The organism is Fuscibacter oryzae, assembly GCF_016765795.1.
In the GTDB taxonomy this organism is placed as follows: Bacteria; Pseudomonadota; Alphaproteobacteria; order Rhodobacterales; family Rhodobacteraceae; genus Fuscibacter; species Fuscibacter oryzae.
Genome location: NZ_JAESVP010000005.1, coordinates 173,412 through 200,289 on the forward strand (window position 1 = coordinate 173,412; position 26,878 = coordinate 200,289).

Sequence of the window (26,878 nt, forward strand, 5' to 3'; positions counted from 1 at the left end):
GGTATATGGCACTTCGGACTTTGCTTGCGGCAATTGTCGCCGCCTTCGGCATCTTCACGGCAGCGGCGGCACAAGACAGCGCCTGGGTTCAGGTCGAGGCGCAGCCCACCATGGCCAAGGCGGAGGATCGGGCCGAGGCCTGGGCCTCGATCTTCCCGGATGTGACGGGCTATAAAACCCGCACCGGCTGGATCGCCATTGTCCTTGGCCCCTATGCTCCGGCCGAGGCGGCAGGTCGGTTGAACGACCTGAAGTCGCAGGGGCTGATCCCTGGGGATGCTTTCGTGTCCGACGGTGGCGACCTGCGTGACAAGGTGATCGACATGGCAACCGCAGCCCCTGTTGTGACGACGCCCGATGAACCTGTGGTCGGGGCCCCCATCGTCGCCCCCACCGTGATCCAGCCCGCCGATGAAACCCCCGAAGAGGCCCGCGCCTCTGAAGCGCTGCTGACACCCGAACAGCGGGTCGATCTGCAAAAGGCCCTCGGCTGGTATGGCTTTTACGCGGGTGCCCATGACGGCGCCTTTGGCAAGGGCACCCGCGCCTCAATGGCCGCCTTGCAAGAGGCCAAGGGGTACGAGGTGACGGGCATCCTGACCACCACGCAGCGCAATGCCCTGCTGGACGGCTATGACGCCGATCAGGCCGAATTCGGCTTTCGTTCGGAAAGCGTGGCCGAGGCGGGGATCGAGATCACCCTGCCCTTCGGCGCGGTGGAGTTTGACGGATACGAACCGCCCTTTGTGAAATACCGCGAGAAAAACGGCTCTGGTATCAAGATCCTGCTGATTTCCGAACCCGGCGGGGCAGAGGCGCTGGCGGGCCTGTATGATCTGCTGCAAACCCTGAAAGATGTGCCGCCCGAAGGCGAGCGGTCAAAGGGCGAGGACAACTTTACCATCAATGCCACCGGCCCCGATGTGCAAAGCTATGCCTATGCCGCGACCAGCCGGGGCATGGTCAAGGGCTACCTTGTGGTCTGGAAACCGGCTGTGGCCGACAAGATGGCCCGCATCTTGCCCGCCCTGAAATCGACTTTCCGCCCGGTTGGCGACAAGGCGCTGGACCCCGGTCTGGTGCCGATGGAGGATGCCGTGCGTCTGGGACTTCTGGCCGGGCTGGAGGTCAAGCGCCCGACCCTCTCGCGCTCTGGCTTTTTCGTTGACGCCAAGGGCACGGTGGCCACCGTGGCCGATGCCGTGGCCCAATGCACCCGCATCACGATTGACCATGATACAGAGGCAACGGTGACCCTGACCGATCAGGGCATTGCACTCTTGACGCCGAAAAGCCCATTGTCGCCCCCCGCCTTTGCCCAAATTGCCCCCGCACCCGCACCCGGGACCGAGCTGGCCGTGGCGGGTTATTCCTACGAAGACAAGCTGCCCGCCCCCGTCCTGACCCTTGGCACGTTTGAGGAGGCGAAGGGCCTGAATGGCGAAGCCGGTCTTGCCCGCCTGTCCGCGCCCGTGCTGGATGGCGACCGAGGCGGCCCGGTGATCGAGCCGCGCGGCGGCGTGGTGGGCATCCTCATCCCCGGCGGTGCGCCGCAGGGCAAGGCGCTGCCCGAAGGCGTGGCCTTTGCCGCTTCGGCCCAGGTTCTTTCGGATGCGATGACCAAGGCAGGCCTGACAGCCACGGCGCAAGACGCCGCCGCCCCGGTCGCCACACCCGATGCGATGAACCGCTCTGCGCTGGGGATGACGGTCCTCGTCTCCTGCTGGAACTGATCAGTCGCGCCAAAAGCGCGGCAACAGCATCACCAGCACCGCAAGCAGCCCCAGCCGCCCCAGCAGCATCGCCGCCGTCATGATCCAGACGGCGGCGTCCGGGTAATCAATGAACGTGCCGGTCCGCGCCACAAGCGGGCCAAAGCCAAAGCCGACATTGCCGATGGATGTCCACACACCCCACAGGGCCGAGATCACATCCACCCCCAGCAGCGTCATGGCGACGGTCATCACCCCCAGCAAGAACACATAGCCGGTGATGAACAGGATCAGCCCGCTGATCACATCCTCCCCCACCACACGGCCATCATACTTGACCTTTACCACGCGGCTGGGGCTGGCAATCTGACGCAACTGCGCCGCCAGCGCCGCCGCCGCCACCTGCACCCGGAACACCGACAGGCCAGCAGCGCTTGACCCCGAACAGGCCCCGATCACGCCGACCACAAAGGCCACCACCAGCGCATAGCCGCCCCAACTGGCGAAACTGCCCGAAAAGAAGCCGGTCGAAGACTGGATTGATACCAGATTGAACAGGGATTCGCGAAAGGCAGGCTCCAGCCCCTGATCAGAGGTCGCCACCCGCCACAGCGTCACCGACACCACCGCATAGGCCGTCCACCGCAGATAGGCCCGCGCCTGCGGGTCGTTCCACATCGCGCGCGGCTGGTTGTTCAGCAGTTGCACATAGCGGATGTATGGCAGGCTGGCCAAAAGCATGAAGGCCGCCGCCGCATATTCGATGGCCCCGGGGTATTTCTGGAACGAGATGTCCATCGGCGCAAAGCCCCCGGTGGCGATGGTGGACATGGCACACACCACCGCATCCAGCGGCGACATGCCCAAGGCGCGATAGGTGATGCCGCAGATCACCGCCAGCCCGAAATACACGATCACCAACTGCCGCGCGATATCGGTCGCGCGCGGCAGGGCCTTGCCAAAGGTGTCAAACCCCTCGGTGCGGAAAAACTGCATCCCACCCACCCGCATCACCGGCAGAAAGATCATGGCGACAAAAGCGATTCCCAGCCCGCCGATGAAATTCAGCAGGCCCCGCCACAGATTGGTGCCGTCAGGCAGATGGTCGAGCCCCACGATCACCGTCGATCCGGTGGTGGTGATGCCAGACACCGCCTCAAAATAGGCTTGGGTAAAGGCTAGATGCGGTGCGCCCATCACAAAGGGAAGCGCCCCGAACAGCGGCGCCAGCCCCCAGATCGCCACTGTCATCGCCCAAGCCTGCCGCAGGGTCAGCCCGCGCGCCAGCGCATTTGCTGTGGCGAATGACAGCACGAGGCCGGCAACCCCGGTGATGATCGCCGCCTCCAGAAAATCCATGGCATTGGAATTGCCATTCCGCCAGTCAACCGCAGCCGGTGCCAGCATCAGGATGGCCAGCACGATCAGGACACGCCCGACGACAAAGGCAATGGGCCGAAGATCAATCATGCCCAGAGGGATAGGCGCTGAAATCGCATCCGTCAAACCGGCTGACAACAGCGAGGGCCAGCCCCCGCACCCCCGGAGTATTTCTAAAGGTGCAAATGCAAGAGCGGCCCCGCATTTGCACCTTTTCAAATACTCCCGCCGGAGGCAGCACCACCAACCACAGGCGGTTCAGCCAACGTGGTAGAGGCTGGCAAACAACCGCGGGTCCAGGCTTTCGGCGGCAAAGGTCGGACCTTCGGTCAGGACCGACACGGCATCATGGCTGTGCAGGCTTTCCTGATGGCTGGCAACGATGCGGAAATCGCCGATCCGGCCATCGCGTAGCAAAGCCGCGCAGAAACTGCGGGCGGCATCCTCGACAAAGATCGGATTGGCGGCATTCAGTTCGGCAAAGGCCTGTTCATCTTCCCGCTTCACCATCACCTGGGTTTCCGTGGGAACGGCGGCGCGCGCCAGATCGATCAGATCCTCAAACCACAGACAGGGGCCATCTTTCACCTCAACTGAAATCCGCGCGACCGAGCGCTGCGAATGTGGCGTCGCCAGTTGCCCCCGCGTGCGGCGGGCATGTTCCGACAGCTCCAGCGAGCAAGGGCAGGTCGAGGAATAGACGAAATCAAGGTGCATGATCCGCTTTCTGACCCCGGCACTATCCACCAGTTCAAGCGCAATATCGTAATACTGCCAGCCTTGCAGACCAGAGCGCAGCGAATCGACCTTGACCGGGAAAGAGAACCGCATCTGGATGCGGGCATCGAACGACCCGAGGTCGCGCATGTAATCTTCCAGCGCGTGTTCGATCACCTGAAAGCTGAAATCGCGCTCGGCATGGGCATAGAACGACCGCATGATGCGGCTCATGTTGATGCCCTTTTTCTCCGCCTCCAGGCTGACGGTGCCGGTCACACTGGTTTCCAGCGTCAAAGGCCCGTTGTCGCGGGTGCGATACCGGATCGGCAGGCGGAAATTTGAAATGCCGACATGCTGGATAACGGCCTTTTCGCCGACAATCAGGCTGGAGGGGCCGTTTTGCAGGTCGGGCAGGCTGTCCTTATAGGCGGCATCGGCGCGAAAATTTGCCGGATAGTCGCGCGACATCACCGGATAACCCTGTCCCACCAAGGCCCCTGCCTGCGGATCAAGGTCCACGATTTCGGCCTCGCTGGCACGCGCAGCCCATAGCTTCAGCGTGGCGAGGGCGGCTTCCGCCTCGTCGCGGCTGGGCTTGCGGTCAAGGTCCGGCATATGAAGGTTCATGGCAGCGCTCCCCGTTCAAAAGGCGCAAGACCGACATATAGGGCAAATAGCCCCGCGACCCAAGCCTTGCCGAAGGATTACGGCGCAAAGGCGACACCGGATCACCTTTGCGACATCAATCGCGCTAGGCGTGTTCAAGCGCCTGATGCAGATCGGCGATCAGATCCTCCGCATCCTCCAGCCCCACCGAGAACCGGATCAGCCCCGGCGTAATGCCAAGGGCGTCCTTCTGCTCTTGCGGCAGGCGTTGGTGGGTGGTGGTGGTGGGGTGGGTCGCGATCGATTTGGCATCGCCCAGATTGTTGGAAATCTTGGCAATCTCCAGCGCGTTCATGAAGCGGAAGGCCGCCTCTTTGCCGCCTGCCACCTCGAACGTCACCAGTGTGCCGCCCGATCCCATCTGCGCCATCGCCAGCGCGTGCTGCGGGTGGCTGGGCAGGCCCGGAAAGATCACCTTGGTGACCTTGGGGTGACCTTCCAGAGCCTGTGCAATCTTCAGGGCGCTGTCAGCCATCGCCCGGCAGCGCAGATCCAGCGTTGCCATTCCGTTCAGCATGATCCATGCCGTGAACGGGCTGATCGAGCCGCCGGTGTGCTTCATATAGGGTTCCAGCACCTTGCGGATATAATCCCGCGTGCCGCAGACCACGCCGCCCAGTGCCCGGCCCTGTCCGTCGATATGCTTGGTGGCGGAATAGACGACCACATCGGCCCCCTGTTCCACCGCGCGGCTGAAAATGGGCGTGGCGAAGACGTTATCCACGATCACCAGCGCGCCCACGGCATGGGCGATTTCAGTGACACCGCGAATATCCACCAGCTCCAGCGTCGGGTTCGACATCGACTCGAAGAACACCGCCTTGGTGCCCGGCGTGACAGCCGCGCGCCACTGGTCCAGATCGGCACCATCCACAAAGGTGACCTTGACGCCATAGCGCGTCAGCACATCCTCAAGGATATAAAGGCACGATCCGAACAGCGCGCGCGCCGACACCACATGGTCGCCTGCGCGCAGCAGCGAGGTCAGCGCTCCGGATACCGCCGCCATGCCGCTGGCGGTGGCAAATGCGTCCTCGGTGCCTTCCAGCGCCGCGATGCGTTCCTCGAAAGTGCGGGTCGTGGGATTGCCGTAGCGGGCATAGATGAACTCATCATCGCCCGCCTTGATGAACCGCGCCTCGGCAGATTCCGCATCGGGATAGGCGAACCCCTGGGTCAGGAAAATCGCCTCTGCCATCTCGCCATATTGGCTGCGGCGGCTGCCCTCATGCACCAGTTGCGTGCGCGTGTTCCACTTTTTCGTCATTTTCCCGGCCCTTGGAATAACAAAACCCCCGAGACCAAAGGCTCGGGGGTGCGAGAACAGCATCCCGTTACCTCTTTAGCGGTTTGTTTAACGTGGCCCGCAATCCGGTCACAAATTGCCACAAGGCCGGAAATACGCCCGGCCTAAAGAAACGTCAACGCCCTTCGCAGCGAATCGGCTTTGGTGCTAGGCTGCCGGCATTTGATGCCCCCTTTGCCACAGGTTTTCCCATGTCCGAATTCGGCTATCGCCCGCCCCACATCCGCCTGCTGGACAAACAGCTTACCCTTGATCCGCAGATCGAAGCCACCTTGGCCGAGATCAACGCCCGCATGGCGGCGCGTGAATGGCTGGACAAGGTGCTGAACCCGCGCTGGGTCTTGTCACAGGATTTCTTTCAGGGGTTGGCCATGGCCCCGCCCAATCCCCTGACCATGAAACTGCCCGCCCCCGGTGGCCCGGCGTGGAAACCCGGCGAAGGCCCCGCCACCCCGCGTGCGGGTGATATGTCGGACGTGACCGGCGCGCTCTACAAACTGCCCATCGTGCAGGAACTGGCCAAGCGCGCGCAGGAACAGGCGCTGCGCGATGTGAACCGGCTTGGCAAGGAATGGAGCGCCGCCTCCGGCTGGGGGAAATTCGGCATGATCACCATGGGAACGGTGGTTGCGGGTGGCATGATTGCCCCCATTCTGGCCAACCGCCCCACTCGCCTGCTGGCCTTTGACATGATCAAGGACAAGGACATTCCGGTGCCCCTTCTGCCCGGTTACAGCTTTCGTATCATGCAGGATGGCGGCGGGGTAAAGCTGCCCTTGGGAAACAAGGCAGTGGTGCTGGACAGCCACCTTCAGGTGCCCGGTGGGGCACCAGTGAATTTCGGCGTGACCATCAACGTCGATCTGGCCGAACTGGTCAAAGCGTTGAAATAACAGAATGGTGCGCGATTTCACGCACCGCACCCGGCCAGCACTGCTTAACTCTGCGGCAACCCCGCCAGCCAGTCGGTCAGCCGGTCCCGCGCCGATGCCTCACCCGCCCGCCGCGCCTCGTCGATCACCGCCCTTGCCTGCCCCAGATCGACCCGCCGCAGCAACGCCTTGACCGGCCCAATAGAAGCGGGCCGCATTGACAGCACCCGCAGCCCCATCGCCGCCAACGCCAGCGCCTCGATCGGTCGACCCGCATCCTCGCCGCAGAAAGACAGGCGCGTGCCGGTCTGTGCGCACCGCTGCACAATCGCCTCCAGGAAGGACAGGAAAGAGATGTTCAGCGTGTCATAGCGTTTGCGCACCCGCTCATTCTCTCGGTCGGCGGCAAAGAAAAACTGCTTCAGGTCATTGCCGCCGATCGAGATGAAATCGGTCATCGCAAAGAAATCCTGCGGCGCATAGGCAAGGCTGGGGGTTTCCAGCATCGCCCCGATTTCCAGCGTGGCCGGAATCGCATGGCCCAGCGATTTCTCGCGATGCAACTCGCGCAGCATGGCGGACCGCGCCTCGATGAACTCGGAAAACTCGGCGACAAAGGGGAACATCACGGTCAGGGGCCGCCCCTTGGCCGCCCGGATCAGCGCCTGCAACTGCATCCGCAGCACGCCGGGCTTGTCCAGCCCCACCCGGATCGCGCGCCAACCCATGGCGGGGTTCGGCTCGTCATTGGGCTTCATATAGGGCAGCACCTTGTCCGACCCGATGTCCAGCGTGCGGAAGGCGACGGGACGCCCCTTGGCGGCATCCATCACACGGGCATAAAGCGTGGCCAGCTCATCCCGCTTGGGCATCTGGTTGCGGATCAGGAACTGCAATTCGGTACGAAACAGGCCCACCCCTTGCGCGCCAGAGCCTTCAAGGCTGGGCAGATCGGCCATCAGGCCCGCGTTCATGTAGAGCGCGACCTCTTGTCCATCCAGCGAGATAGCGGGCAGGTCGCGCAGGCTGGCATAGCGTTTCTGCGCCTCGGCCTGCATGGCGATCTTGTCGCGGAAACTGCGCGCCACTGTATCGTCGGGGCGCAGATGCACCACGCCCTGATCGCCATCGACCAGAACATGATCGCCGTTCAGCGCCTCGGAAATCACCCGCTTGGCGTGGATAACCATCGGAATCGCCAGCGCCCGGGCCACAATCGCGGCATGGCTGCCAACCGATCCTTCCTCAAGCACAACGCCTTTCAGCTTGCGGCCATAGTCCAGCAATTCCGCCGGGCCGATGTTGCGCGCCACCAGAATCGGGTTGTCCGGCATAGTTGCGCCGGTGTCCTTGCCCTGCCCCGTTAGAATGCGCAGCAGCCTGTTCGACAGGTCATCCAGATCATGCAGCCGGTCGCGCAGATAGGAATCCTGTGCCTGTTCCAGCCGGGCACGCGCGGTGGATTGCTCTTTCTCTACTGCCGCCTCGGCCGAAAGGCCGCGTTGAATATCTTCCTCCATCCGGCGCAGCCAACCGCGCGAATGGGCAAACATGCGGTAAGCCTCCAGCACCGCCTTCTGGTCCTTGTCCAGACTTTCGGCCTCGAGCAGGTCATCGACCGACACCCGCAGCACGCCCACCGCCTCGCGGATGCGGTCAATCTCGGTCAGGGGGTCATCGGCCACGGGATTGGTGATCACCACCCGCGGCTCGTGCAGCCAGACCCGGCCTTCCGCCGCGCCCTCTTGTCCCGTGCCGCCGCGGAACATGACCGGCTGCTTGTGCAGCGCCTGCATCCCCTCGCCCGCCAGCGCGCCAAGCTCTGTCATCTCGGCCAGCACCATGGCCACGACTTCCAGCGCCTCGATCTCTTCGTCGGAAAACTCGCGCGCGGTCTTGGATTGCACCACCAGCACGCCCAGCTTTTCGCCCACCCGCTGAATCGGCACCCCCAGGAAAGAGGAATAAATCTCTTCCCCGGTTTCCGGCATGAAGCGAAAACCCTTTTCCGCCGGGGCATTCGCCGTGTTTACCGGCAGCCCAGTGCGCGCCACGCGGCCCACCAGCCCCTCGCCCAGCTTCATCCGGGTCTGGTGGACAGCGGACTTGTTCAACCCCTCGGTCGCGCACAACTCCAGCGTTTCGGCATCGCGGAACAGATAGATCGAACACACCTCGGTCCGCATCGAATCGGCGATCAGATGGGTGATCTGGTCCAGCCGCTCCTGCCCTTGGGCCGGGGTTGCCAGCACGTCGCGCAGGCGGCGCAGTAATTTGCGGCTGTCGCTTTCGCTGCGTTCGGACATCGGAAAAACTTTCGTGCTTTTGGTTATCTATATGCGCCACGGGCGCTGAAGAAAGGTTTATTTGGCGACAATGTGATCACACAGGCACAAGCGACTGGATGATGCGAAACAAAAAGGCGGCCCCGTTCTGCCGGAGCCGCCCTTCGCCATTTCCGCCGATCAGACCCGGTGTCAGGGCCGGTCAAGCTCGAATGCGTCGTGCAGCGCCTGCACCGCCAGTTCCATGTATTTCCGGTCGATCAGGACCGAGATCTTGATCTCGCTGGTCGCGATCACCTTGATGTTGATGTTTTCCGCCGCCAGTGCGGCAAAGGTCTTGGCCGCAACTCCGACCTGGCTGCGCATCCCGATGCCCACGACCGAAACCTTGGCCACATCGGTATCGGTGATCAGATCGTCATAGGCCAGAAGGCCAGCGGCTTTGGCATCTTCCATCGCCTTTTGCGCCCGCGCCACCTGATTGGTCGGCACCGAAAAGGTCATGTCGGTCACAGCGCCCGTGTGGGTGCCATAGTTCTTTTCGCTGATGTTCTGGACGATCATGTCCACGTTCACACCCGCATCGGCCAGCGTGCCGAAAATCGCCGATGCCACGCCGGGGCGGTCCTCGACGGTCACAAGGGTCATTTTGGCTTCATCGCGGCTGAAGGCCACGCCAGAGACGACTTTCGATTCCATGATTTCCTCCTCGTCGCAAACCAGCGTGCCGCTGGTCTCGTCGGTATCTTCAAAGGATGACAGCACGCGCAGGCGCACCTTGTAACGCATCGCCAGTTCGACCGAGCGGGTCTGCAACACCTTGGCGCCAAGGCTGGCCAGTTCCAGCATTTCTTCAAATGCGATCTTGTCCAGCTTGCGCGCCTTGGAACTTACGCGCGGGTCGGTGGTGTAGACGCCATCGACATCCGTATAAATATCACAGCGTTCGGCACCAAAGGCGGCGGCAAAGGCCACGGCCGTCGTGTCACTGCCACCGCGGCCCAGTGTGGTGATGCGGCCTTCGGCCGAAACCCCCTGAAAGCCCGCGACGACCGCAACCTTGAAGCCTTCGGCGAACTTCGCGTCGATATTATCACGCGGAATGCTGATGAACCGGGCCGATCCATGCGCCGAGGTGGTGTTGATCGGCACCTGCCAACCCTGCCACGACCGCGCGGGCACGCCCATTTCCTGCAACCGCAGCGCCATCAGGCCCGCTGTCACATTCTCGCCGCTGGCGACCACGGCATCATATTCGCGCGCGTCATACAGCTTTGAGGTCTGCTCGACCCAGCCGACCATCTCATTGGTCTTGCCCGACATCGCGCTGACAATGACGATCACGTCATAGCCGCGCTCGAACTCGCGCTGCACCTTTTGCGCGGCATTTTCAATGCGCGCCAGATCGGCCACCGAAGTGCCGCCGAATTTCATCACAAGAAGCGGCATGGTCTTCCCCCCAAGCCCGGAAAATCGGCGTTTCTTTATGCGGGGGGGCGGTGCTGCGCAAGGGGCGATGCGCGTTTGCGACATTTGATGCCCGCAATGCCTCCTTTGTGGTCATGCCGTCCGGCCGGCCATCATTCGCATCACCAGCCCCAGGATCGCGGCCAGAAACAGCGCCGAGGTGACGACAGTCCCCAATCCAAGGCCGCCATAATCGGCGGGCTGCGACAGCAGGTCGCCGAAAGAAGCCCCCAGCGGTCGGGTAAAGATATAAGCCAGCCAAAAGCCCAGAATCCCGTCCAGCCCCAGCCAGAAATAGCCGCAGGCCAGCGACAGGATGATCATGCCGAACAGGATACCCGTCGCGCCATAGCCCAGACCGAACTGTTCGGCCACCAGATCGCCCGCTGCCGTTCCCAGTGCAAAGGTGAACAGAATGGCCAGCCAGTAGAATGCCTCGCGCCGGAAGGTAAAGATTTCGTGGATCGACAGGCTGCGCTCTGACGCGAACCACAGGGCAAAGGTCGCGGCCAGCGCTAGGCTGAATCCGACGGTGGTGGTGATTAACGAAACACCAAAGCTATCCACCAGATTGTCGGTCACCAGTGTGCCCACGATCGAGATCAGAACAACCGCCAGCCAATAGGCCCAGGGCCGATAGCCGCGCTGCGCGAATTGCACAACCAGCGCACCGGCCAGCACCACCGCCATGATCAGCGAGGTCGCCGTCAGCCCAAAGCCAAGATTAACGGCCAGATAATCGGCCGCCGTTTCGCCCATCGTCACGGCCAGCAGCTTGATCAGCCAAAAGTCCAGCGTGACTTCGGGTACGCGGTTGCGGGGCAAATCGTCCATGACAGCTCCAACGGTCATTTCGTCACCAAAGCCAGCGCCTGTGCCGAAAAGGCATCGGCATGGGCATCATCATCGGCGTTGCAGCGCTCGGTGGCGCGGGCTTGAAGGTCGGAAATCGTGGCCGCATTGGCCGGTTGCGGTGTGGCTGCGGCCAGCGCCTCGCGCAGCGTGGTCAGCATCGCCTCGCATGGCAGGGGGTGGCCCCCCGCATCGGTCACCGCAATGCCCGCAACCTGCGCAACCGCACCCGTCGCGGCAACAGCCGCCGGATGGGCCAGCGCGTCTGACAGGTCGGCCAACGCGATGCTGACAGTGGCACTTTGGGGCTGGGTGGCGCGCAAGGCGGAAAGCACCGCATCAATCCGGCCATCCAGCGCACCCCAAGCCACCGGATCACGCGGTTGCAACACCGGCTGCGCGTCATCCCAGGCGGTTTCCAGATCGGTGACCCGCAGCGCAGCCCCAGCCAGATCGCCCTTGTCGGCCAGCGCCTGCACACCTGCAACGATGGCCGTCATCGCCGACACATCCCCCAGCCCGGCCCCTTGCGGCGCAGAGCGTGTCCAGATTTCCACCCCGGCGAAAAGCCCGACAGGTAGGGCGATCAGCGCGATCGCCAGCATGATTTGTCGCAAGGTGATTGTCCCTTTATGGCAGGCAGTCCCATGGCCGCCCAGCCCCGGAACCCTGCCCATCAGGCGTGCGTCAGGCCATACAACTCAGGTTGTAGATCGGGGGGTGCAGGGTGCCAAACAGGCATCCTGCCCATCACATTCCCGTCAGGGCCGCGCGGCCTTACAAGGCCCGCCAGCCGATGTCGGACCGGCAGAACCCCTCGGGCCAGCTCAGGTGGTCGATCATCGCATAGGCGCGGTTGCGCGCCTCGGCCAGATCATTGCCCCGCGCAGTGATGTTCAGAACGCGCCCGCCATTGGCCACGATCTGCCCGTCTTTTTCCGCCGTTCCGGCATGAAAGCACATATGGCGGCTGTCCTCGGGCAGCCGGCCCAGACCCTTGATCACGCTGCCCTTTTCATAGCTGCCCGGATAACCCTTGGCCGCCATTACCACCGTCAGCGCATGATCTTCGGCCCATGTCACCTGCGCCCGATCCAGCCGCCCCTCGGCACAAGCCAGCAAAAGGTCCAGCGCCTGTGCGCCAAGGCGCATCATCAGCACCTGACATTCCGGGTCGCCAAAGCGGCAGTTGTATTCGACCAGCCGGCTGCGGCCATTTTCAATCATCAACCCGGCATACAGGACACCCTGATAGGGCGTGCCGCGCCGCGCCATCTCGGCAATCGTCGGCAGAACAATCTCGTCCATCGCCTGTTTCTGGATCGCGTCGGTCAGCACCGGCGCGGGCGAATAGGCCCCCATGCCGCCAGTGTTGGGGCCGGTGTCACCATCGCCCACCCGCTTGTGATCCTGCGCGGTGCCGATGGGCAGGGCATTCACCCCGTCGCACAGGATGAAGAAACTGGCCTCTTCGCCTGCCATGAACTCTTCAATCACCACTTCCGCGCCAGCCGCGCCAAAGGCCCCGCCAAAGATCTCGTCAATGCCCGCCAGCGCCTCGGCCTCGGTCATCCCCATGATCACGCCCTTGCCAGCGGCCAGCCCATCGGCCTTGACGACCAAAGGCGCGCCCGTGGCCCGGATATACTCTTTCGCCGCCGCCGCATCCGTGAACCGGGCATAGCCTGCCGTGGGCGCATTGCAGGCATCGCAGATTTCCTTGGTGAACGCTTTCGAGGCCTCCAGCCGCGCCGCTGCCGCACTTGGGCCAAAGGTCAGCAGGCCCGCCGCGCGGGCTGCATCGGCCACGCCCGCCGCCAAGGGGGCCTCTGGCCCGACGATCACGAAATCAATCGCGTTCTCCTCGCAAAAGGCCACCACGGCGGCCCCGTCCAGAATGTCCAAGCTCGCACATTCGGCCACGCGGGCAATCCCGGTATTGCCCGGTGCCACGATCAGCCGGTCGGTCTTGGGGTTCTGCTTGACCGCCCAAGCCAGCGCATGTTCGCGCCCGCCGGACCCGAGAATGAGGATGTTCATGGCGCGCCCCCCGCTTGGCCTTTTCTGATTGGGGTCTTACTGTCCGGCAGACAAGGAGACAAGGATGCAAGACGAGGCTTTATGGAGACGCATAGAGACCGCTTCTCTCTTGTCCGTTTCTGACCTGAAATCACGGCAGAGGGCGCCCTTTCTTGGCAAACCCCCTTCAGATCAGGCCCTGGCCGAGATTATCCTTGAAATGAAGCGTTTTCTATACCTGCTTGCAATTGCACAAGAGCCGCTGACGCCAAGTCTGTTCGTGGCTGATGCGCTCCGCACATGGCTGACCAAACCCGACACGCCTATGACAAACCTGAACGGGCTAAAGCTGACCGAAAGCCGCAGACCACTCGGCCTGCTTCAGACATATCAAAGAACCCGTGCGCTTCGCGCGCAGGAGTTTACCGACGATGACCCTGAACATATCTGGCCATCGCCTCTATCGCTGAATCTGCAACTTCTTGGCTGGGGGCTGCTTGCAGTCGGGATAGTTCTGGCCGTTCTCGCAAAACTCGGCGCCGTAACATCCCTTGCGGCATTCGCACTTCTGATACCGGGCGGGTTTCTGTGGTTTACAGAAGGGCCTTGGCCGCCTCATCTTCCAATACGCCACAGTTTCGTGGCAAGACTGGCCCCATGAACCTGTTCGAAGACGCCCCCGCCCCCGCCCCTTCCGGCAACCAGCCCGAATACACCGTGTCGGAACTGTCCGGCGCAGTGAAGCGGGTGATTGAGGGCGAGTTCGGCCTTGTTCGCGTGCGCGGCGAGGTGGGGCGCGTCAGCCGCCCGGCCTCAGGCCACCTTTATTTCGACCTGAAAGATGACCGCTCGGTCATCGCCGCGATCTCGTGGAAGGGGCAGGTCGCCAAGATGCAGGTCCGCCCGGAAGAGGGAATGGAGGTTATCGCCACCGGCCGGATGACCACCTTCCCCGGCCAGTCGAAATACCAGTTGATCGTCGAAGATGTGGCACCAGCGGGCGCGGGCGCCCTGATGGCGATGCTGGAAAAACGCCGCGCGGCCTTGCAGGCCGAGGGGCTGTTTGATCCGGGCCGGAAAAAGCCGATCCCCTATCTGCCACAAGTGATTGGCGTCGTCACCTCGCCCAGCGGGGCCGTGATCCGCGATATTCTGCACCGCCTGCGCGACCGCTTTCCCCGCCATGTGCTGATCTGGCCGGTGGCGGTGCAGGGGCAGGATTGCGCGGCACAGGTGGCCGCCGCCATCCGCGGTTTCAACGCGCTGGAACCGGGTGGCCCGATCCCGCGGCCCGATGTGCTGATCGTGGCGCGGGGGGGCGGATCGCTGGAGGATCTGTGGGGGTTCAACGAAGAAATCGTGGTCCGCGCGGCGGCGGCCAGCCGCATCCCGCTGATCTCTGCCGTGGGGCACGAAACCGATACCACCCTGATCGACCACGCCGCTGATCTGCGCGCGCCAACGCCCACGGCGGCGGCGGAACTGGCGGTTCCGGTGCGACTGGACTTGCTGGCCACGGTGGAAAGCCTGTCGGCCCGCCTCCTGCGCGGTCTGAGCCAGGGGCATCAGCGTCGCGATCAGCGCCTGCGCGATCTGGCGCGCGCGCTTCCCCGACTGGATGCGCTGTTGTCCGGCCCGGCCCAGCGGCTCGACCTGTGGTCAGGCCGCTTGTCTGGCGCGCTTGGCATTGCAACCGCGCGCAAACGCACGGTCTTTGAACGCGCTGCCCGGCTGCGGCCAGAGATGCTGGCCAGCCTGATCGCCCGCCGCCAGGACGCCCTGCACAAACGTGCAAGCGACCTTGACGCAAGGTTTGACCGTCGCGCTGATGCCCGCCACGCCGCATTCGACAAATGGGCCAGCCGCCTCGCCCCCGCCCTGCACCGCCTGATCGCCCAAACCCAGCGCCAACAGACCGAGGGGCGCGCCAAACTTGCCACCCTCTCTGCCCGGCTTGATGCCGCCCCCGCCGCCCGCTTTGCCGATCTTGCCCGCCGGCTTGACGCGCTGGACCGCACCCGCACGACCCTTGGCTATACCGAAACGCTGCGGCGCGGTTATGCCGTGATACGCGCCGATGGCCATGTGGTGACGACAAAGGCCGAAGCCGCCAAGGCCCATGTGCTGGAGATTGAATTCCACGATGGCCGCCTGACAGCGGGTGGCGCCCCCGCCCGCAAGGCCAAGCCGGGCGACAGACCAGAACAGGGCAACCTTTTCTGAGAATGTCGGGAAATCACAAGCGCTGGCCGGCTTGTTGCTTTAATCTATTTAATTAAAATACTGAAAAGATGCAGAATTTATAAAACCCGCCCTTCAACTCACCCGCGCCGAATAGCCGAAAACCTAAACCCCGACCATCGGCCCGGTGCAGGCCAGCGGCTGGTCGCTGTTGCCAATCTCGGACCACAGAAACCCGGTGCTGTCCTCGGCAGATTGCGCCTTCAGCCCGGCCGCGCCTTCAAAGAAGCGCCAGCAGGCCGGGGCACCGCCATCGTCATAGGCAAAGCAGATCAGGCCCGGCGCTTCTTCCCACCAATGGCCCAGCTTGCAACTGCCATCCGCCACCAGCCATTTGACCCGGCCATCGGGCAGATACTGCTCTTGGCCGTAAAGATTACTGCCATCACCCCAGGACAGTGTGCGCCCGGTGACCAGCGCGCCAAAACGCGCGCCGCCGATCGGCTGATCGGCATACGCCACACCGGCGCACAGCAGCCCCGCGCAGAACGCCACCTTCAGAACCAGCCGCTTCATTCCTGCCTCCACAGTGCCAGATGCGGCCCGATCCGGCGGTGCCATAAAGGCGGCACCAGCGCAATCGTGCAGGCCAGCGGCAGGGGCCAGGGCAGCAACGGTGCCTCTTCGGGCAACCGCAGCGCCGGATAGGGACGAGAGGGGTGGGTGTGGTGGTCGGAATGGCGCGGCGCGTTCAGCATGAAGGCCGATGAAAACCAGTGCGGCGCATTCCAGCTATGGGCCAGCGTCACCGGCACGCCCCGCCCCTCGGCCCGAACCAGCCCATAGTGCTGCACATAATCCGACAGCAATATCTGCACCTGCACATGCAGCCCCAACGCCGCCCAGACAGCAGCCCCCTTCCAGCCGGCAATTCCACAGCCCAGGGCCAAAGCCGCCATCGCAAACCCGAAATACCCGGCATAGGGCATCAGCCCCCCGCCGCGCAGCGCGCATTCCGCCCGCCAGCCCGCCAGAAACGACCCGCCCCAGGCCCGCAGAAAGAACCGATAGAACCCCTCGCCCTTGCGCGCCGAATTGGGGTCACGCGCCGTCGCCACATGGCGATGATGCACCAGGCGGTGGGCCGAGGCGTGGTGACCAAACCCGAGCAGCCCGTAAACCGCCACCCCCAGCCCGAACAGCCCCCGGTTGCCGCGATGGATCAGCTCGTGTGCAGCCGGGTGCGCCACCTGCCCCAGCCACAGGCCAGCGCCCAGAAACACTGCGCCCCGCGCCAAGGGGGAAAGCCCACTTGTCCCCGCCACGGCCCAGACAGCCGCGGGCAGCAGCAGCACGGCCCCGGCTCCCACCGCCACAAGCAGGGCATCTGCGGCTGGAAACTCTGCCCCCTCTGGTGCGGCGCCCGAAAACAGGCCCTTGATCTGGTCAAGAACTGCCGCGAGCACGGTCATATAGGCCAGCGCGCCCGCCACCCACAGGCCGCCTTGTGCGATGCCAATGGCCAGAAGCCCAAGGGGCATCAGCGCCGCAACGGCGAATACCGCCATGGGAAGGGATCGTTGCATCAACTGGCACCCGGAAAAATCACACGCCCCATCTTAGCACGCGCAGCGCCAAAGACCAGTATGCCCCGGCCCCTTCCCCTTTTGTGCCGAAAGCCTTAGGTGAAGAAGGGTCCAGACAGGGTGCCGCGCATGTCCTTTTTCAAGAAACTCCGCGACCGGATGTTCCGCTCGTCCGACAAGCTGGCCGAGGGGCTGGATGCGCTGGTCACCGAAACACCCGACAGCCCAGAGCCGACCGAAGAGAAACACGGCCTTCTGGGTCGCATCCTTGGCCAAGAGGGCGAGGCCCGCCGTGTGCTGGATGACGAGATGCTGGAACGGCTGGAGGATGTGCTGATCCAGTCCGACATGGGTGTTGATACCGCCGCCCGTGTGACGGCGAACATCGCCGAGGGGCGGTTTGGCAAGCGCATCTCCACCGCCGAACTGCGTCAGGCCTTGGCTGATGAGATTGCCCGCATCATGGGGCCAGTGGCCCGGCCTCTGCCGCTTTATCCGCAAAAGCCGCAAGTCGTGCTGGTGGTGGGCGTCAACGGCTCTGGCAAGACCACCACCATTGGCAAGCTGGCCAGCCAGTTCAAGGCGGCGGGCAAAAAGGTGGTGATCGCAGCGGGCGATACCTTCCGCGCGGCGGCGGTGGAACAGTTGCAGGTCTGGGGCAACCGCGCCGGGGTGCCGGTGCTGACCGCGCCCGAAGGGTCGGACCCCGCCAGCCTTGCCTTTGATGCGCTGACGCAGGCGCAACAGGACGGGGCCGACCTGCTGATGATCGACACCGCAGGCCGCTTGCAGAACCGACAGGATCTGATGGAGGAACTGGCCAAGATCGTCCGCGTCATCCGCAAGAAAGACCCGACCGCGCCGCACAACACGATTCTGGTGCTGGATGCCACCACCGGCCAGAATGCTGTCGCGCAGGTCGAGATTTTCCGCAAGATCGCTGATGTCTCGGGCTTGGTGATGACCAAGCTCGACGGCACAGCCAAGGGCGGAGTGCTGGTGTCGCTGGCCGATAAATTCGGCCTGCCGATCCATGCGATTGGCGTGGGCGAACAGATTGACGACCTTTCCCCCTTTGACCCCGATGAATTTGCCCGCGCCCTTGTCGGGCTGGAATAACTGCATGAGGGCGATTTGCCTTGTGACTCTGCTGCTGGTTGCTGCTCGTGCAGTCGCAGACATTGGCACGGCAAAGATGACGGGTGATGAGTGCCGCAGCACATGGGGCACGATTGCCACGCTGATCGGCCCTCAGGACACTGGAAAGAAGATCGGCGATGGCCCCTTTGTCGCAGACGACGGCGCCTGCGAGATGCGCGACCTTGGCGTTGACAAGGCCGGCGCGCGACGGTTGCGCTGGCGGGCAGAGGGGGCGCAGGCTGTGACGCAAGGCCAGATGCCCGTCGCGGCCGAGTTTGACCTGCTTGATATTTATCTGGGCGATGGTCCGGCCAAGGCCGGTGGCGGCGGCTGGTTCAAGGTCGCGAAAACCCGTGTCGATGGCGGGGCCAGTTTTCGCTGGGACGCTGCCAGCCAGACGATGGAGATCGGTCAGTTTTACCTGACCACCGGCGCAGGCAACCGCATTGCCCTGCGCGCCGATGTGGCGGGGCTGAGAGAGGGCGATCTGGAGACGCTGGGGCCCCGGCTGTTGACGGCAAAGGTGACGGCGCTGGATATCTCGCTGGACAGCACCGACCTTGCGGCTTTTGTCGCGGCCCTGCCCAAGCGCAATCCGCCCGACGCCAAGGCCACCACCGCCCATCCGCCGCCTGATCCGGTCACATCCGCGCAAACCTTGCTGGCCGCCGCCCTGCCCGATCTGCCGCCGGGCGTGGTTGATGCCGAAAGCGCCGCAGCACTGTAGGCCTTTGTCGCCGCCATGCCGGACGCTGCGGGGCGGCTGGACCTGCATGTCGATGCACCGAACGGGCTGGTCCCGGCCAGTTTCATCCTGCTGGGCGCGCTTGGCGATGCCACCCCGCAGGATGTGTTCCGCCTTCTGTCGGGGTCCAAAGCCACGATCCGCTGGACGCCCGGCGGCTGATCGGGCAAGCAGGGCGCAACATGGGCAAAGGGGCGAACATGACCAGCCGCAAAATCAACCCTATCCTGAAACTGGTGCTAGAGCTTGGCCCGGTCCTCTTGTTCTTCTTGCTGTTCGGGCGGCTGAAGGGGCAGACGTTCCATATCGGTAGCGCCGATTATTCTGGCTTTATCGTCACCACCGCCGCCTTTGTCGCGCTGATCATTGTGACCACCGGCATCCTCTGGGCGCTGACGGGCGAATTATCGAAGATGCAGCTTCTTACGCTGGTGCTGGTTGTGGTGATGGGGGGCCTGTCAATCTGGCTGAACGACGAACGCTTCATCAAGATGAAACCGACGCTCCTCTACCTCGCCTTTGGCGGCATTTTGGGCTGGGGGCTTTTGCGTGGCAAAAGCTATCTCAGCCTTGTGATGTCAGAGGCGCTGCCGATGCAGCCCGAAGGCTGGATGATCCTGACCCGCCGCCTTGCCGCCTTTTTCTTCGTGCTGGCGGTGGCGAATGAGGCGGTCTGGCGTCTGTTGTCCACCGAGGCCTGGGTGAACTTCAAAACCTTTGGCCTGACGGCTGCGATCTTTGCCTTCATGATGACCCAAGGCAAGGTGTTCGAAAAATACGGGATCGAAGAGGCCAAGGACAATAAAGGTGCGTGAGATCGCGCATCCTAAGCCTTGCTAATCCGGGGCTTTTCCGTCGCGCTGGCAAAGCGCATCATCACCGCCTCGGCGCCGTGCTGCACCGTCAGCCGCATCAGCGCAAAGCGGATGCGCGCCATCTCGCGGTAATACCGCAGATAAGCCGCGTTCAGCGCAGCACCACTGACAGCCCCCAGCACCGGCACCGCCTGCGCCGCCAGCTTTTGGCCCATCGCCACCGCCAGCCGGGGCGCCACCGTTGCGATCAGTTTTTGCAGTGCCGGCCCGGTCAGAGTGAGGCGTGCCGACAAAAAGCTGGTGTCCACACCGTCGTCGTCGGCCAGGGGCGAGCCTGCCGCAAACACCTCGATACAGGCCGCGCGCACCGCCTCTTCGCTGGGATCGAACCCTGCCGCCTCGGCCTCCTCGCGGATCGCCTTCAGCATCACCGCGATCGTCACCGGCAGTTCCGCGACCGAGGTGACAAGCCCCCCCGCCCCTCCTGCCGCGCCAGAGGCGATGGCCGCCGCCAGCGTGCCACGCCGCCCCAGCCTGGGTACAACCCCGCTCGCGCCGAACGCCGCCGACAGGCTGGCCGCACTGATCCGCTCTATCTCGTCGCGCAGGCGCGGCGGCAGGGCGGAAAGCTGCTTTTCAATCCCGCCCCCCAGCCGGTTGACCAAGGACATGACGGGGCCATTTGCCCGGCGCAGTGCGCGGGCCAGATCGGCGATCTCTCGGTCAAGGTCGGGGGCGGGCAAGGCGGGCAAAAGGGTCATGCCAAGAATATCAGGGCCACGACCCTGTTTCGCAAGACGTCTAAGCCAGACTGCCGGTGGCTTTCGTTACCTTGCCGGTCACACCCTTCCAGGCGCCTGCCTTCAGCTCCAGCCCCAAAACGCGATCAGGGTTGGTGGGGGGTGGCATCTCTACCCCCTCCAGCTTTGTAAAGCCAAACCGGCGATAATAGGGCGCATCGCCCACCAGCATCACCCGCTCCCACCCCAGACGGCGCGCTTCGGCAATGCTTTCGTTCATCAGCAGCGCGCCCAGGCCCTCGCCCTGGCGCGTCGGATGCACCGCCACAGGCCCCAGCAGCAGAATGTCCTGTCCGCCCACCTCGGCGGGCCAATAGCGGATCGCGGCGGCCAGCGTGCCATCGTCATCACGCAAGATCAGGCACAGCGCCGCCACCGTCGGCACCCCGTCGCGCAGGCGGTAAGAAGACAGCGCCGTCCGCCCCGGTGCAAAGCACAGGTCATAAAGCGCCTCAACCTCCCACCAGTCGGCCTCGGTTTCTTCTTCAAGCTGATACACAGCCCAAGCCCCCCAATTCCGCGATGCCGGAATCATCTGGTTTCGCCCCTAACATGCAGATAGTTCAGGATCAAACAGGAGTGTCCCGATGTTCTATCGCCCCGCCGACGGTCATGGCCTGCCCCATTCGCCGCTGGCCGCCATTGTCGCCCCCCGCCCGATCGCGTGGATTTCCAGCCGGGCGGCGGCGGGCGACAATCTTGCCCCCTATTCCTTCTTCAATCTCGTCTCCTATGACCCGCCGCAGGTGATGTTTTCAGGCGATCCCGGTGACACGGTGATGAACGCGCGCGAAAGCGGAGTGTTCGCGGTCAACATCGTGGAACAGGCGGCAATGGCGGCGATGAACGCCAGCTCGGCCAGCGTCGCGCGGGGGGTGGATGAATTTGCCCTTGCCGGGGTGGCCAAGGCTGAATGCGAAACCATTCCCTGCCCGCGTGTGGCCGGAGCGCCTGCCACACTGGAATGCCGCGTGCTGCACAGCCTGACGCTTAAGGGTGATGAGAATACGCTGATCGTGGGCGAGGTGACGGGCATCCACCTGCGCGATGATTGCGTGGTGGGGGGCCGGTTCGACGTGACCCGCTTTCACCCCGTCGGACGCTTGGGCTACCGCGATTATGTCGTGGTGAACAAGCTGGTGCAGATGACCCGGCCCGACTGACGACGGCCCGGGCATAGGGTGGCTGCTTTGCGCACACCAACCCGGCACGAAACAACCGTGCGACGGCATAAGAGTTTTGTTGATAGATATTCATATAAATTTCATGTGCTTATATAAAATCCTACAGGTGAAATCCGCCCTTCCCCTTGGCCTGCCCAGCCCCTAATCTTCCGTGCAATCGCAGCAGGAAAGGCCACCCCATGCAGACCATGATCGGCGTCATCGGCGGCTCTGGCGTCTATCAGATTGAGGGGTTGGAGGGCGCAAGCTGGGTCAAGGTGCCCACCCCCTGGGGCAAGCCCTCGGATGAGGTGCTGGTGGGCCGGCTGCACGGCATTCCCATCGCCTTCCTGCCCCGCCATGGCCGCGGGCATGTGCATTCGCCCAGCTCGGTGCCCTATCGCGCCAATATCCATGCGCTCAAAAGTCTGGGCGTGACCGATGTGGTCGCCGTTTCGGCCGTGGGCAGCTTGCGCGAAGATTTCGCCCCCGGCGATTTCGTGATCGTTGACCAATACATCGACCGCACCATCGCGCGCGAAAAGTCGTTCTTCGGGCCGGGCTGCGCGGCCCATGTCAGCGTGGCCCACCCCACCTGCCCCCGCTTGGGCGCGGCGGCGGCCGATGCGGCACGTCAGGCCGGGGTCAAGGTGCATCAGGGGGCGACCTATCTGGCGATGGAGGGGCCGCAGTTTTCCACCCTGGCCGAAAGCCGCCTTTACCGGCAATGGGGGGCGGATGTGATCGGCATGACCGGCATGCCAGAGGCGAAACTGGCCCGCGAGGCAGAGCTTTGCTATGCCTCGGTCGCCATGGTCACCGATTACGATTGCTGGCACGAAGACCATGGCGCGGTGGATGTGGCGCAGGTCATCGCCACGCTGACGGCCAATGCAGGCCATGCCCGGGCGCTGGTGGCCGCCCTGCCCGCGCTGCTTGGGCCAGATCGCGCGCCCTGCCCCCATGGCTGCGACCGCGCGCTGACCCATGCCGTGATGACCGCCCCCGACAAGCGCGACCCTGATCTGGTGGCGGCGCTGTCGGTCGTCGCGGGCCGCGTGCTATAGGGGATGCGGCGGGTCTGGCCCTTGGCGTTGGCCCTGCTGGCTTTGCCCTTGTCGGGGCGGGCCGATGATGGCGTGCCCTCTTCCGGCAGGCTGTCGGATGACGATTTTTACCGTATGGCGACCTGTGGCGCCCCGGTTGGCGGCGACTGTCAGCGTGACCCGATGTTCTGGGTCAAACCCCGGCTGACCATCGCGCTGCGCCGCCCACAGCCGGGATTCCCCAAGGCGCTGCTGCCCCAGCTTGATGATGCCCTGAACGCCGCCATCGCCCAGATCAACACAGCGGGCGCGGGAGTGACGCTGACCCGTAACGACCACCGTTGGAGCGCAGACATCCTGATCATCCCCGCCGCACTGCACGAGGGGGACGAAACTCGCCGCATCCCCCGCATGACTGACGGGCAACAGATTGGCGTCGGCTTCATGCAGGTGTGGCAGACCGACCGCAACCGCGCCACCGAAGGCTCTATCCTGATTGCCGCCGATATCAGCCGTGAAGATTTGCCCTCTGTCATGCTGGAAGAGCTGTTTCAAAGCCTGGGCTTCCTGTTCGATCTGGACAATTCCTGGTACGACGGGCGTTCCATTCTGGCGCAGGACAGCAATGTCACCACCACAATCGACGGCCAGGACCGCATGGCCCTGCGCCGCCATTATCCGCCGGAGTGATCGCCGATGAAAAAGACCGTCAAAGACTATATCCGCACCATCGTCGATTTCCCGCATGAGGGGATCTTGTTCCGCGATGTGACCACGCTGTTCGCCGATCCGCGCGGGTTTCGGATGTGCGTTGACCAGTTGCTGGCCCCTTATGTCGGCGTGCGGATCGACAAGGTGGTCGGGCTGGAGGCGCGAGGCTTCATTCTGGGGGGTGCTGTCGCGCATCAGCTTTCCACCGGGTTTGTCCCGATCCGCAAGAAGGGCAAGCTGCCCGGCCAGACGATTTCGCAGGCCTATACGCTGGAATATGGCGAGGCGGTGGTCGAGGTGCATGACGATGCGATGCAGCCCGGCGAAAAGGTGCTGCTGGTCGATGATCTGCTGGCCACCGGCGGCACCGCCGAGGCCGGGATCAAGCTGATCGAGCGGCTGGGGGCCGAGGTGGTTGCTTGCGCCTTTGTGGTCGATCTGCCCGATCTGGGCGGGCGCAAAAAGCTGGAGGCGTTGGGGATGCAGGTTCATGCCCTGTGCGAATTTGAAGGGCTGTGATCGTCGTTAACCGCGCATTCAGAGAATCGGCGTAACTGTGGCGATGCCCGGTGCGAACCGGGCAGTTGCTTGCACAACACACCACCCAACACACCCCAAAAACCGCACGCCCCGCAGCCCTGCTGTGGGGCGTGTTTTTGGGGCTTTCAGGGGCCGACCAACCTACGCGGGGATGAAAGCGCCCGTTTCGGGCGGCGGCGCAAATAGGGTCGGGGGCTATTCGCCCGCCTCTCGCGCAGCCTCGCCCCGCATCAGCCGTTCGGCCTTGCGCCGCACAAGGGTGCTGCGCAGATCATGCATTGCCAGCAGCAGAGCATCGGTGACCGCCTGCAACTGATCATCCGTTGCGCGCGATTGCGCCCATTGCGCCGTCAGGTTCAGATGATCCACCGCGCGCAAAATGTCATCGACGTCGCGGTCCGCCAGCACGCGCTGGCGGTCGGTCAGCCAATCGCGGATCACGACCTGCTCCGCCGCCGTCAGCTTGCGGTCGCCATGCGGCTTGATGTTGCCGTTCTTGACGTTGACGGTGGCAATCTCTTCCAGCTCGATCCGGCGCTGGCGGTTTTCGGTATCGACCCGAAACACCGCCGCGCCGTTCTCGCGGATGCGGAAATAGTAATCCGGCAGATCGCCCGGCATCGGTGCCCCTTACTTCAGACCGGCGCAGAAGCTCTGGATGCGCTTGCACGCCTCTTCCAGCACGGTTTCCGACGTAGCGTAGCTGACGCGGAAGTTTGGCGAAAGGCCGAAGGCCGCGCCGAACACCACCGCCACCCCGGTTTCTTCCAGGAGGGCCGAGGCAAAGGCCTCGTCATCGGTGATCTTCGCCCCGCCCGCGCTGGTCTTGCCGATGCAGCCCGAAATGTCGGGGTAAACGTAGAACGCGCCCTCCGGCTTGGGGCAGGTCACGCCGGGGGCTGCGTTCAGCATCGACACCACCAGATCGCGGCGGCGCTGGAACAGCTTGCGGTTGGGGGCAAGGAAATCCTGCGTCCCCGTCAGCGCCTCAAGCGCTGCATACTGGCTGACCGAACAGGGGTTCGATGTCGATTGCGACTGAATCGTGCCCATCGCCTTGATCAGATGGGCGGGACCACCGGCATAGCCGATGCGCCAGCCGGTCATCGCATAGCTTTTCGACACCCCGTTGCAGGTCAGCGTGCGGTTATAAAGCGCGGGTTCGATCTGGGCCGGGGTAGTGAATTCGAAATCGTCGAACACCAGATGCTCATACATGTCATCCGACATGATCCAGACCTGCGGATGGCGCAGCAGCACATCGCACAGCGCCCGCAGCTCGGCGCGGGTATAGCCCGCACCGGTCGGGTTTGACGGGCTGTTGAAGATGAACCATTTGGTTTTCGGCGTGATGGCGGTCTCAAGCTGCGCCGGGGTCAGCTTGAAATCGGTCTCGATGGTGGCCACCACCGGAACCGGGGTGCCGCCCGCCAGCAGAACCATATCGGGATAGCTGACCCAATAGGGCGCGGGAATGATCACCTCATCACCGGGGTTACAGGTCGCCATCAGCGCGTTGTAGAGGATCTGCTTGCCGCCGGTGCCAACGGTGATCTGGTTCGGCGCATAGGTCAGGCCGTTTTCGCGGGCGAACTTTTCGCAGATCGCCTTTTTCAGTTCGGGGATGCCATCGACGGCGGTATAGCGGGTCTTGCCCTGATCGATCGCGCGCTTTGCCGCCTCACGAATGTTTTCCGGCGTGTCGAAATCCGGCTCGCCCGCGCCAAGGCCGATCACATCGCGGCCCGCCGCCTTCAGCTCTGCCGCCTTGGTTGTCACCGCGATGGTGGGCGAGGGTTTGACACGGGCAAGGGTATCGGACAAGAAGGCCATGGCACGCTCCGGCTGGTTTTGCCGGGTTTCTAGGCCGCAGGCGAGCGTGGGGCAAGGGAGAAGGCGATGGAGACGGCAGAGGCACGGCTGAAGCGGATAACGATGCGGTCCTGGCGGCGTGGCACCAAGGAAATGGACATGGTGCTTGGCCCCTTTGCCGATGCCCGGCTGGCCGGAATGGATGAGGCGACGCTGGTCACCTATGACGCGCTGCTGGACGAGAATGATCAGGATTTGCTGCCTTGGGTCTTGGGTCAGGCAGAGCCGCCCGCAAGTCTGGCGTCGCTGCTGGCCGAAATTTCCACCTTTGCCAAGGCCCGCCTGACGCGGAACTAAACTGCGGAAATTTACGCAATCTTTCCGAATCCCCCGCAAACTGGCCGAAATCTGCCTTTTGCGGAGTGCCCCATGACGATCCACGCCCCCCTGCTTGATGGAACCGAAAAGGCCCTGATGGCGGCCTATCTTGACAACCTTGCGCTGGTCGAACGCCTGCATCGCCTGCTTCTGGACGTGATCAAGGACGAATTCGAGCGGCTGGGGGTGCTGGAAATCAACTCGGTTCAGGCGCTGCTGCTGTTCAATATCGGCGAGAACGAGGTGACCGCGGGTGAGTTGAAATCGCGCGGCTATTACCAAGGATCGAACGTCAGCTACAACCTGAAGAAACTGGTCGAGCTGGGCTATATGCACCACCAGCGGTCCGAGGTGGATCGCCGGTCGGTGCGGGTGCGATTGACCGAAAAGGGGCGACGGGTGCGGGGGATGCTGGCCGATCTGTTCGGTCGTCACGCCGAGGGGCTGATGAAGCGCGGCCTTGTTGACAATGAGGCGATGGACGGCATGAACCAGGCACTGCGCCGGATCGAGCGGTATTGGACCGACCAGATCCGATATATCTACTAGGCCGCGCGGGTTGAAGCGGTGCAGCGGGGGTTTCACACCCCCGCACCCCATGGATATTTGTGCCAATGTGAACTGGAGGCGAGGCGGGCCGGCTGGCACGGGCTACGCTACGAGCCATGGCGCGGCCGCAGTT

28 protein-coding genes and 1 riboswitch are annotated in these 26,878 nt (G+C 63.6%); of the genes, 14 read left to right on the forward strand and 14 right to left on the reverse strand.

What is annotated here, in order from left to right:
• Positions 1–5: 5 nt before the first annotated feature.
• Complete coding sequence (locus JI744_RS11300) at positions 6–1,733, forward strand: serine protease (RefSeq protein ID WP_202660885.1); 1,728 nt, start codon at positions 6–8, stop codon at positions 1,731–1,733.
• Here the strand turns inward: JI744_RS11300 and JI744_RS11305 are convergent, their stop codons facing one another.
• The 3 genes from JI744_RS11305 to metZ form a co-directional block, all read right to left on the reverse strand.
• On the reverse strand, positions 1,734–3,182 hold the full coding sequence (locus JI744_RS11305; RefSeq protein ID WP_202660887.1) for a TrkH family potassium uptake protein: 1,449 nt from the start codon (positions 3,180–3,182) through the stop codon (positions 1,734–1,736).
• 168 nt (positions 3,183–3,350) lie between these two features.
• Positions 3,351–4,439 (reverse strand): GTP cyclohydrolase FolE2, encoded by a 1,089-nt coding sequence (gene folE2, locus JI744_RS11310; protein WP_202660889.1) that lies wholly within the window; start codon positions 4,437–4,439, stop codon positions 3,351–3,353.
• A 124-nt stretch (positions 4,440–4,563) separates the two neighbouring features.
• Positions 4,564–5,745, reverse strand: a complete 1,182-nt coding sequence (gene metZ, locus JI744_RS11315) for an O-succinylhomoserine sulfhydrylase (RefSeq protein WP_202660891.1) — start codon at positions 5,743–5,745, stop codon at positions 4,564–4,566.
• 54 nt (positions 5,746–5,799) lie between these two features.
• A riboswitch (SAM riboswitch) is annotated at positions 5,800–5,877 on the reverse strand.
• A gap of 98 nt (positions 5,878–5,975) precedes the next feature.
• Here metZ and JI744_RS11320 point away from each other — a divergent pair.
• A complete protein-coding gene (locus tag JI744_RS11320; protein WP_202660893.1) occupies positions 5,976–6,677 on the forward strand; it encodes a hypothetical protein in 702 nt (233 codons plus the stop codon).
• A 44-nt stretch (positions 6,678–6,721) separates the two neighbouring features.
• Here JI744_RS11320 and ptsP read toward each other — a convergent pair whose 3' ends face one another.
• The 5 genes from ptsP to purD form a co-directional block, all read right to left on the reverse strand.
• Positions 6,722–8,962, reverse strand: coding sequence for a phosphoenolpyruvate--protein phosphotransferase (gene ptsP, locus JI744_RS11325; RefSeq protein ID WP_202660895.1), 2,241 nt, complete (start codon positions 8,960–8,962; stop codon positions 6,722–6,724).
• 171 nt (positions 8,963–9,133) lie between these two features.
• On the reverse strand, positions 9,134–10,390 hold the full coding sequence (locus JI744_RS11330; RefSeq protein WP_202660897.1) for an aspartate kinase: 1,257 nt from the start codon (positions 10,388–10,390) through the stop codon (positions 9,134–9,136).
• 111 nt (positions 10,391–10,501) lie between these two features.
• Positions 10,502–11,242 (reverse strand): COG4705 family protein, encoded by a 741-nt coding sequence (locus JI744_RS11335; protein WP_236019398.1) that lies wholly within the window; start codon positions 11,240–11,242, stop codon positions 10,502–10,504.
• Positions 11,243–11,256: 14 nt separating this feature from the next.
• A complete protein-coding gene (locus JI744_RS11340; RefSeq protein WP_202660901.1) occupies positions 11,257–11,865 on the reverse strand; it encodes a hypothetical protein in 609 nt (202 codons plus the stop codon).
• A gap of 172 nt (positions 11,866–12,037) precedes the next feature.
• Positions 12,038–13,300, reverse strand: coding sequence for a phosphoribosylamine--glycine ligase (purD, locus tag JI744_RS11345; protein WP_202660903.1), 1,263 nt, complete (start codon positions 13,298–13,300; stop codon positions 12,038–12,040).
• A gap of 64 nt (positions 13,301–13,364) precedes the next feature.
• Here purD and JI744_RS11350 point away from each other — a divergent pair, with 64 nt between their 5' ends.
• Positions 13,365–13,940, forward strand: coding sequence for a hypothetical protein (locus JI744_RS11350; protein ID WP_202660905.1), 576 nt, complete (start codon positions 13,365–13,367; stop codon positions 13,938–13,940).
• Complete coding sequence (gene xseA, locus JI744_RS11355) at positions 13,937–15,502, forward strand: exodeoxyribonuclease VII large subunit (protein ID WP_202660914.1); 1,566 nt, start codon at positions 13,937–13,939, stop codon at positions 15,500–15,502. The genes JI744_RS11350 and xseA overlap by 4 nt, the downstream gene beginning before the upstream one ends.
• A gap of 123 nt (positions 15,503–15,625) precedes the next feature.
• Here xseA and JI744_RS11360 read toward each other — a convergent pair whose 3' ends face one another.
• Entirely contained in the window at positions 15,626–16,036 is a 411-nt protein-coding gene (locus tag JI744_RS11360; protein WP_202660916.1) for a hypothetical protein, read from the reverse strand.
• Positions 16,033–17,028, reverse strand: coding sequence for an alkane 1-monooxygenase (locus JI744_RS11365; RefSeq protein WP_202660918.1), 996 nt, complete (start codon positions 17,026–17,028; stop codon positions 16,033–16,035). The genes JI744_RS11360 and JI744_RS11365 overlap by 4 nt, the downstream gene beginning before the upstream one ends.
• A gap of 147 nt (positions 17,029–17,175) precedes the next feature.
• On the opposite strand from JI744_RS11365, the gene ftsY reads away from it, so the two are divergent.
• From ftsY to JI744_RS11385, 4 genes are read left to right on the forward strand one after another with little or no spacing between them, the layout of a single operon-like run.
• Entirely contained in the window at positions 17,176–18,165 is a 990-nt protein-coding gene (gene ftsY / locus JI744_RS11370; protein WP_202660921.1) for a signal recognition particle-docking protein FtsY, read from the forward strand.
• 4 nt (positions 18,166–18,169) lie between these two features.
• Positions 18,170–18,913 (forward strand): hypothetical protein, encoded by a 744-nt coding sequence (locus JI744_RS11375; protein WP_202660923.1) that lies wholly within the window; start codon positions 18,170–18,172, stop codon positions 18,911–18,913.
• 15 nt (positions 18,914–18,928) lie between these two features.
• Positions 18,929–19,093 carry a hypothetical protein gene (locus JI744_RS11380; protein WP_202660925.1) on the forward strand — a complete coding sequence of 55 codons (165 nt, stop codon included), beginning with the start codon at positions 18,929–18,931 and terminating at the stop codon, positions 19,091–19,093.
• Between the two features lie 38 nt (positions 19,094–19,131).
• The gene (locus JI744_RS11385; protein ID WP_202660927.1) at positions 19,132–19,746 is read left to right on the forward strand and encodes an inner membrane-spanning protein YciB; all 615 of its coding nucleotides are present in this window, start codon (positions 19,132–19,134) and stop codon (positions 19,744–19,746) included.
• Positions 19,747–19,757: 11 nt separating this feature from the next.
• Here the strand turns inward: JI744_RS11385 and JI744_RS11390 are convergent, their stop codons facing one another.
• Both JI744_RS11390 and JI744_RS11395 read right to left on the reverse strand, forming a co-directional pair.
• Positions 19,758–20,507: an EcsC family protein gene (locus tag JI744_RS11390; protein ID WP_202660929.1), complete on the reverse strand. Its 750-nt coding sequence runs from the start codon at positions 20,505–20,507 to the stop codon at positions 19,758–19,760.
• A 40-nt stretch (positions 20,508–20,547) separates the two neighbouring features.
• Positions 20,548–21,045, reverse strand: a complete 498-nt coding sequence (locus JI744_RS11395) for a GNAT family N-acetyltransferase (RefSeq protein WP_202660931.1) — start codon at positions 21,043–21,045, stop codon at positions 20,548–20,550.
• A gap of 88 nt (positions 21,046–21,133) precedes the next feature.
• On the opposite strand from JI744_RS11395, the gene JI744_RS11400 reads away from it, so the two are divergent.
• The 4 genes from JI744_RS11400 to JI744_RS11415 all read left to right on the forward strand — a co-directional run bounded on the left by JI744_RS11400 (position 21,134) and on the right by JI744_RS11415 (position 23,985).
• Positions 21,134–21,709 (forward strand): flavin reductase family protein, encoded by a 576-nt coding sequence (locus tag JI744_RS11400; RefSeq protein ID WP_202660933.1) that lies wholly within the window; start codon positions 21,134–21,136, stop codon positions 21,707–21,709.
• Positions 21,710–21,909: 200 nt separating this feature from the next.
• A complete protein-coding gene (locus tag JI744_RS11405) occupies positions 21,910–22,776 on the forward strand; it encodes an S-methyl-5'-thioadenosine phosphorylase (protein ID WP_202660935.1) in 867 nt (288 codons plus the stop codon).
• Positions 22,777–22,779: 3 nt separating this feature from the next.
• On the forward strand, positions 22,780–23,445 hold the full coding sequence (locus tag JI744_RS11410; RefSeq protein WP_202660937.1) for a DUF2927 domain-containing protein: 666 nt from the start codon (positions 22,780–22,782) through the stop codon (positions 23,443–23,445).
• A 6-nt stretch (positions 23,446–23,451) separates the two neighbouring features.
• A complete protein-coding gene (locus JI744_RS11415; RefSeq protein ID WP_202660939.1) occupies positions 23,452–23,985 on the forward strand; it encodes an adenine phosphoribosyltransferase in 534 nt (177 codons plus the stop codon).
• A gap of 216 nt (positions 23,986–24,201) precedes the next feature.
• On the opposite strand, the gene JI744_RS11420 is transcribed toward JI744_RS11415, so the two are convergent.
• The gene (locus JI744_RS11420; protein ID WP_202660941.1) at positions 24,202–24,627 is read right to left on the reverse strand and encodes a hypothetical protein; all 426 of its coding nucleotides are present in this window, start codon (positions 24,625–24,627) and stop codon (positions 24,202–24,204) included.
• Positions 24,628–24,636: 9 nt separating this feature from the next.
• Positions 24,637–25,839, reverse strand: coding sequence for a pyridoxal phosphate-dependent aminotransferase (locus JI744_RS11425; protein WP_202660943.1), 1,203 nt, complete (start codon positions 25,837–25,839; stop codon positions 24,637–24,639).
• A 66-nt stretch (positions 25,840–25,905) separates the two neighbouring features.
• Between JI744_RS11425 and JI744_RS11430 the strand changes: the two genes are divergently transcribed.
• Positions 25,906–26,175 (forward strand): FAD assembly factor SdhE, encoded by a 270-nt coding sequence (locus JI744_RS11430; RefSeq protein WP_202660945.1) that lies wholly within the window; start codon positions 25,906–25,908, stop codon positions 26,173–26,175.
• A gap of 72 nt (positions 26,176–26,247) precedes the next feature.
• Positions 26,248–26,745 carry a MarR family winged helix-turn-helix transcriptional regulator gene (locus JI744_RS11435; protein ID WP_202660947.1) on the forward strand — a complete coding sequence of 166 codons (498 nt, stop codon included), beginning with the start codon at positions 26,248–26,250 and terminating at the stop codon, positions 26,743–26,745.
• The last annotated feature ends 133 nt before the right edge of the window (positions 26,746–26,878 follow it).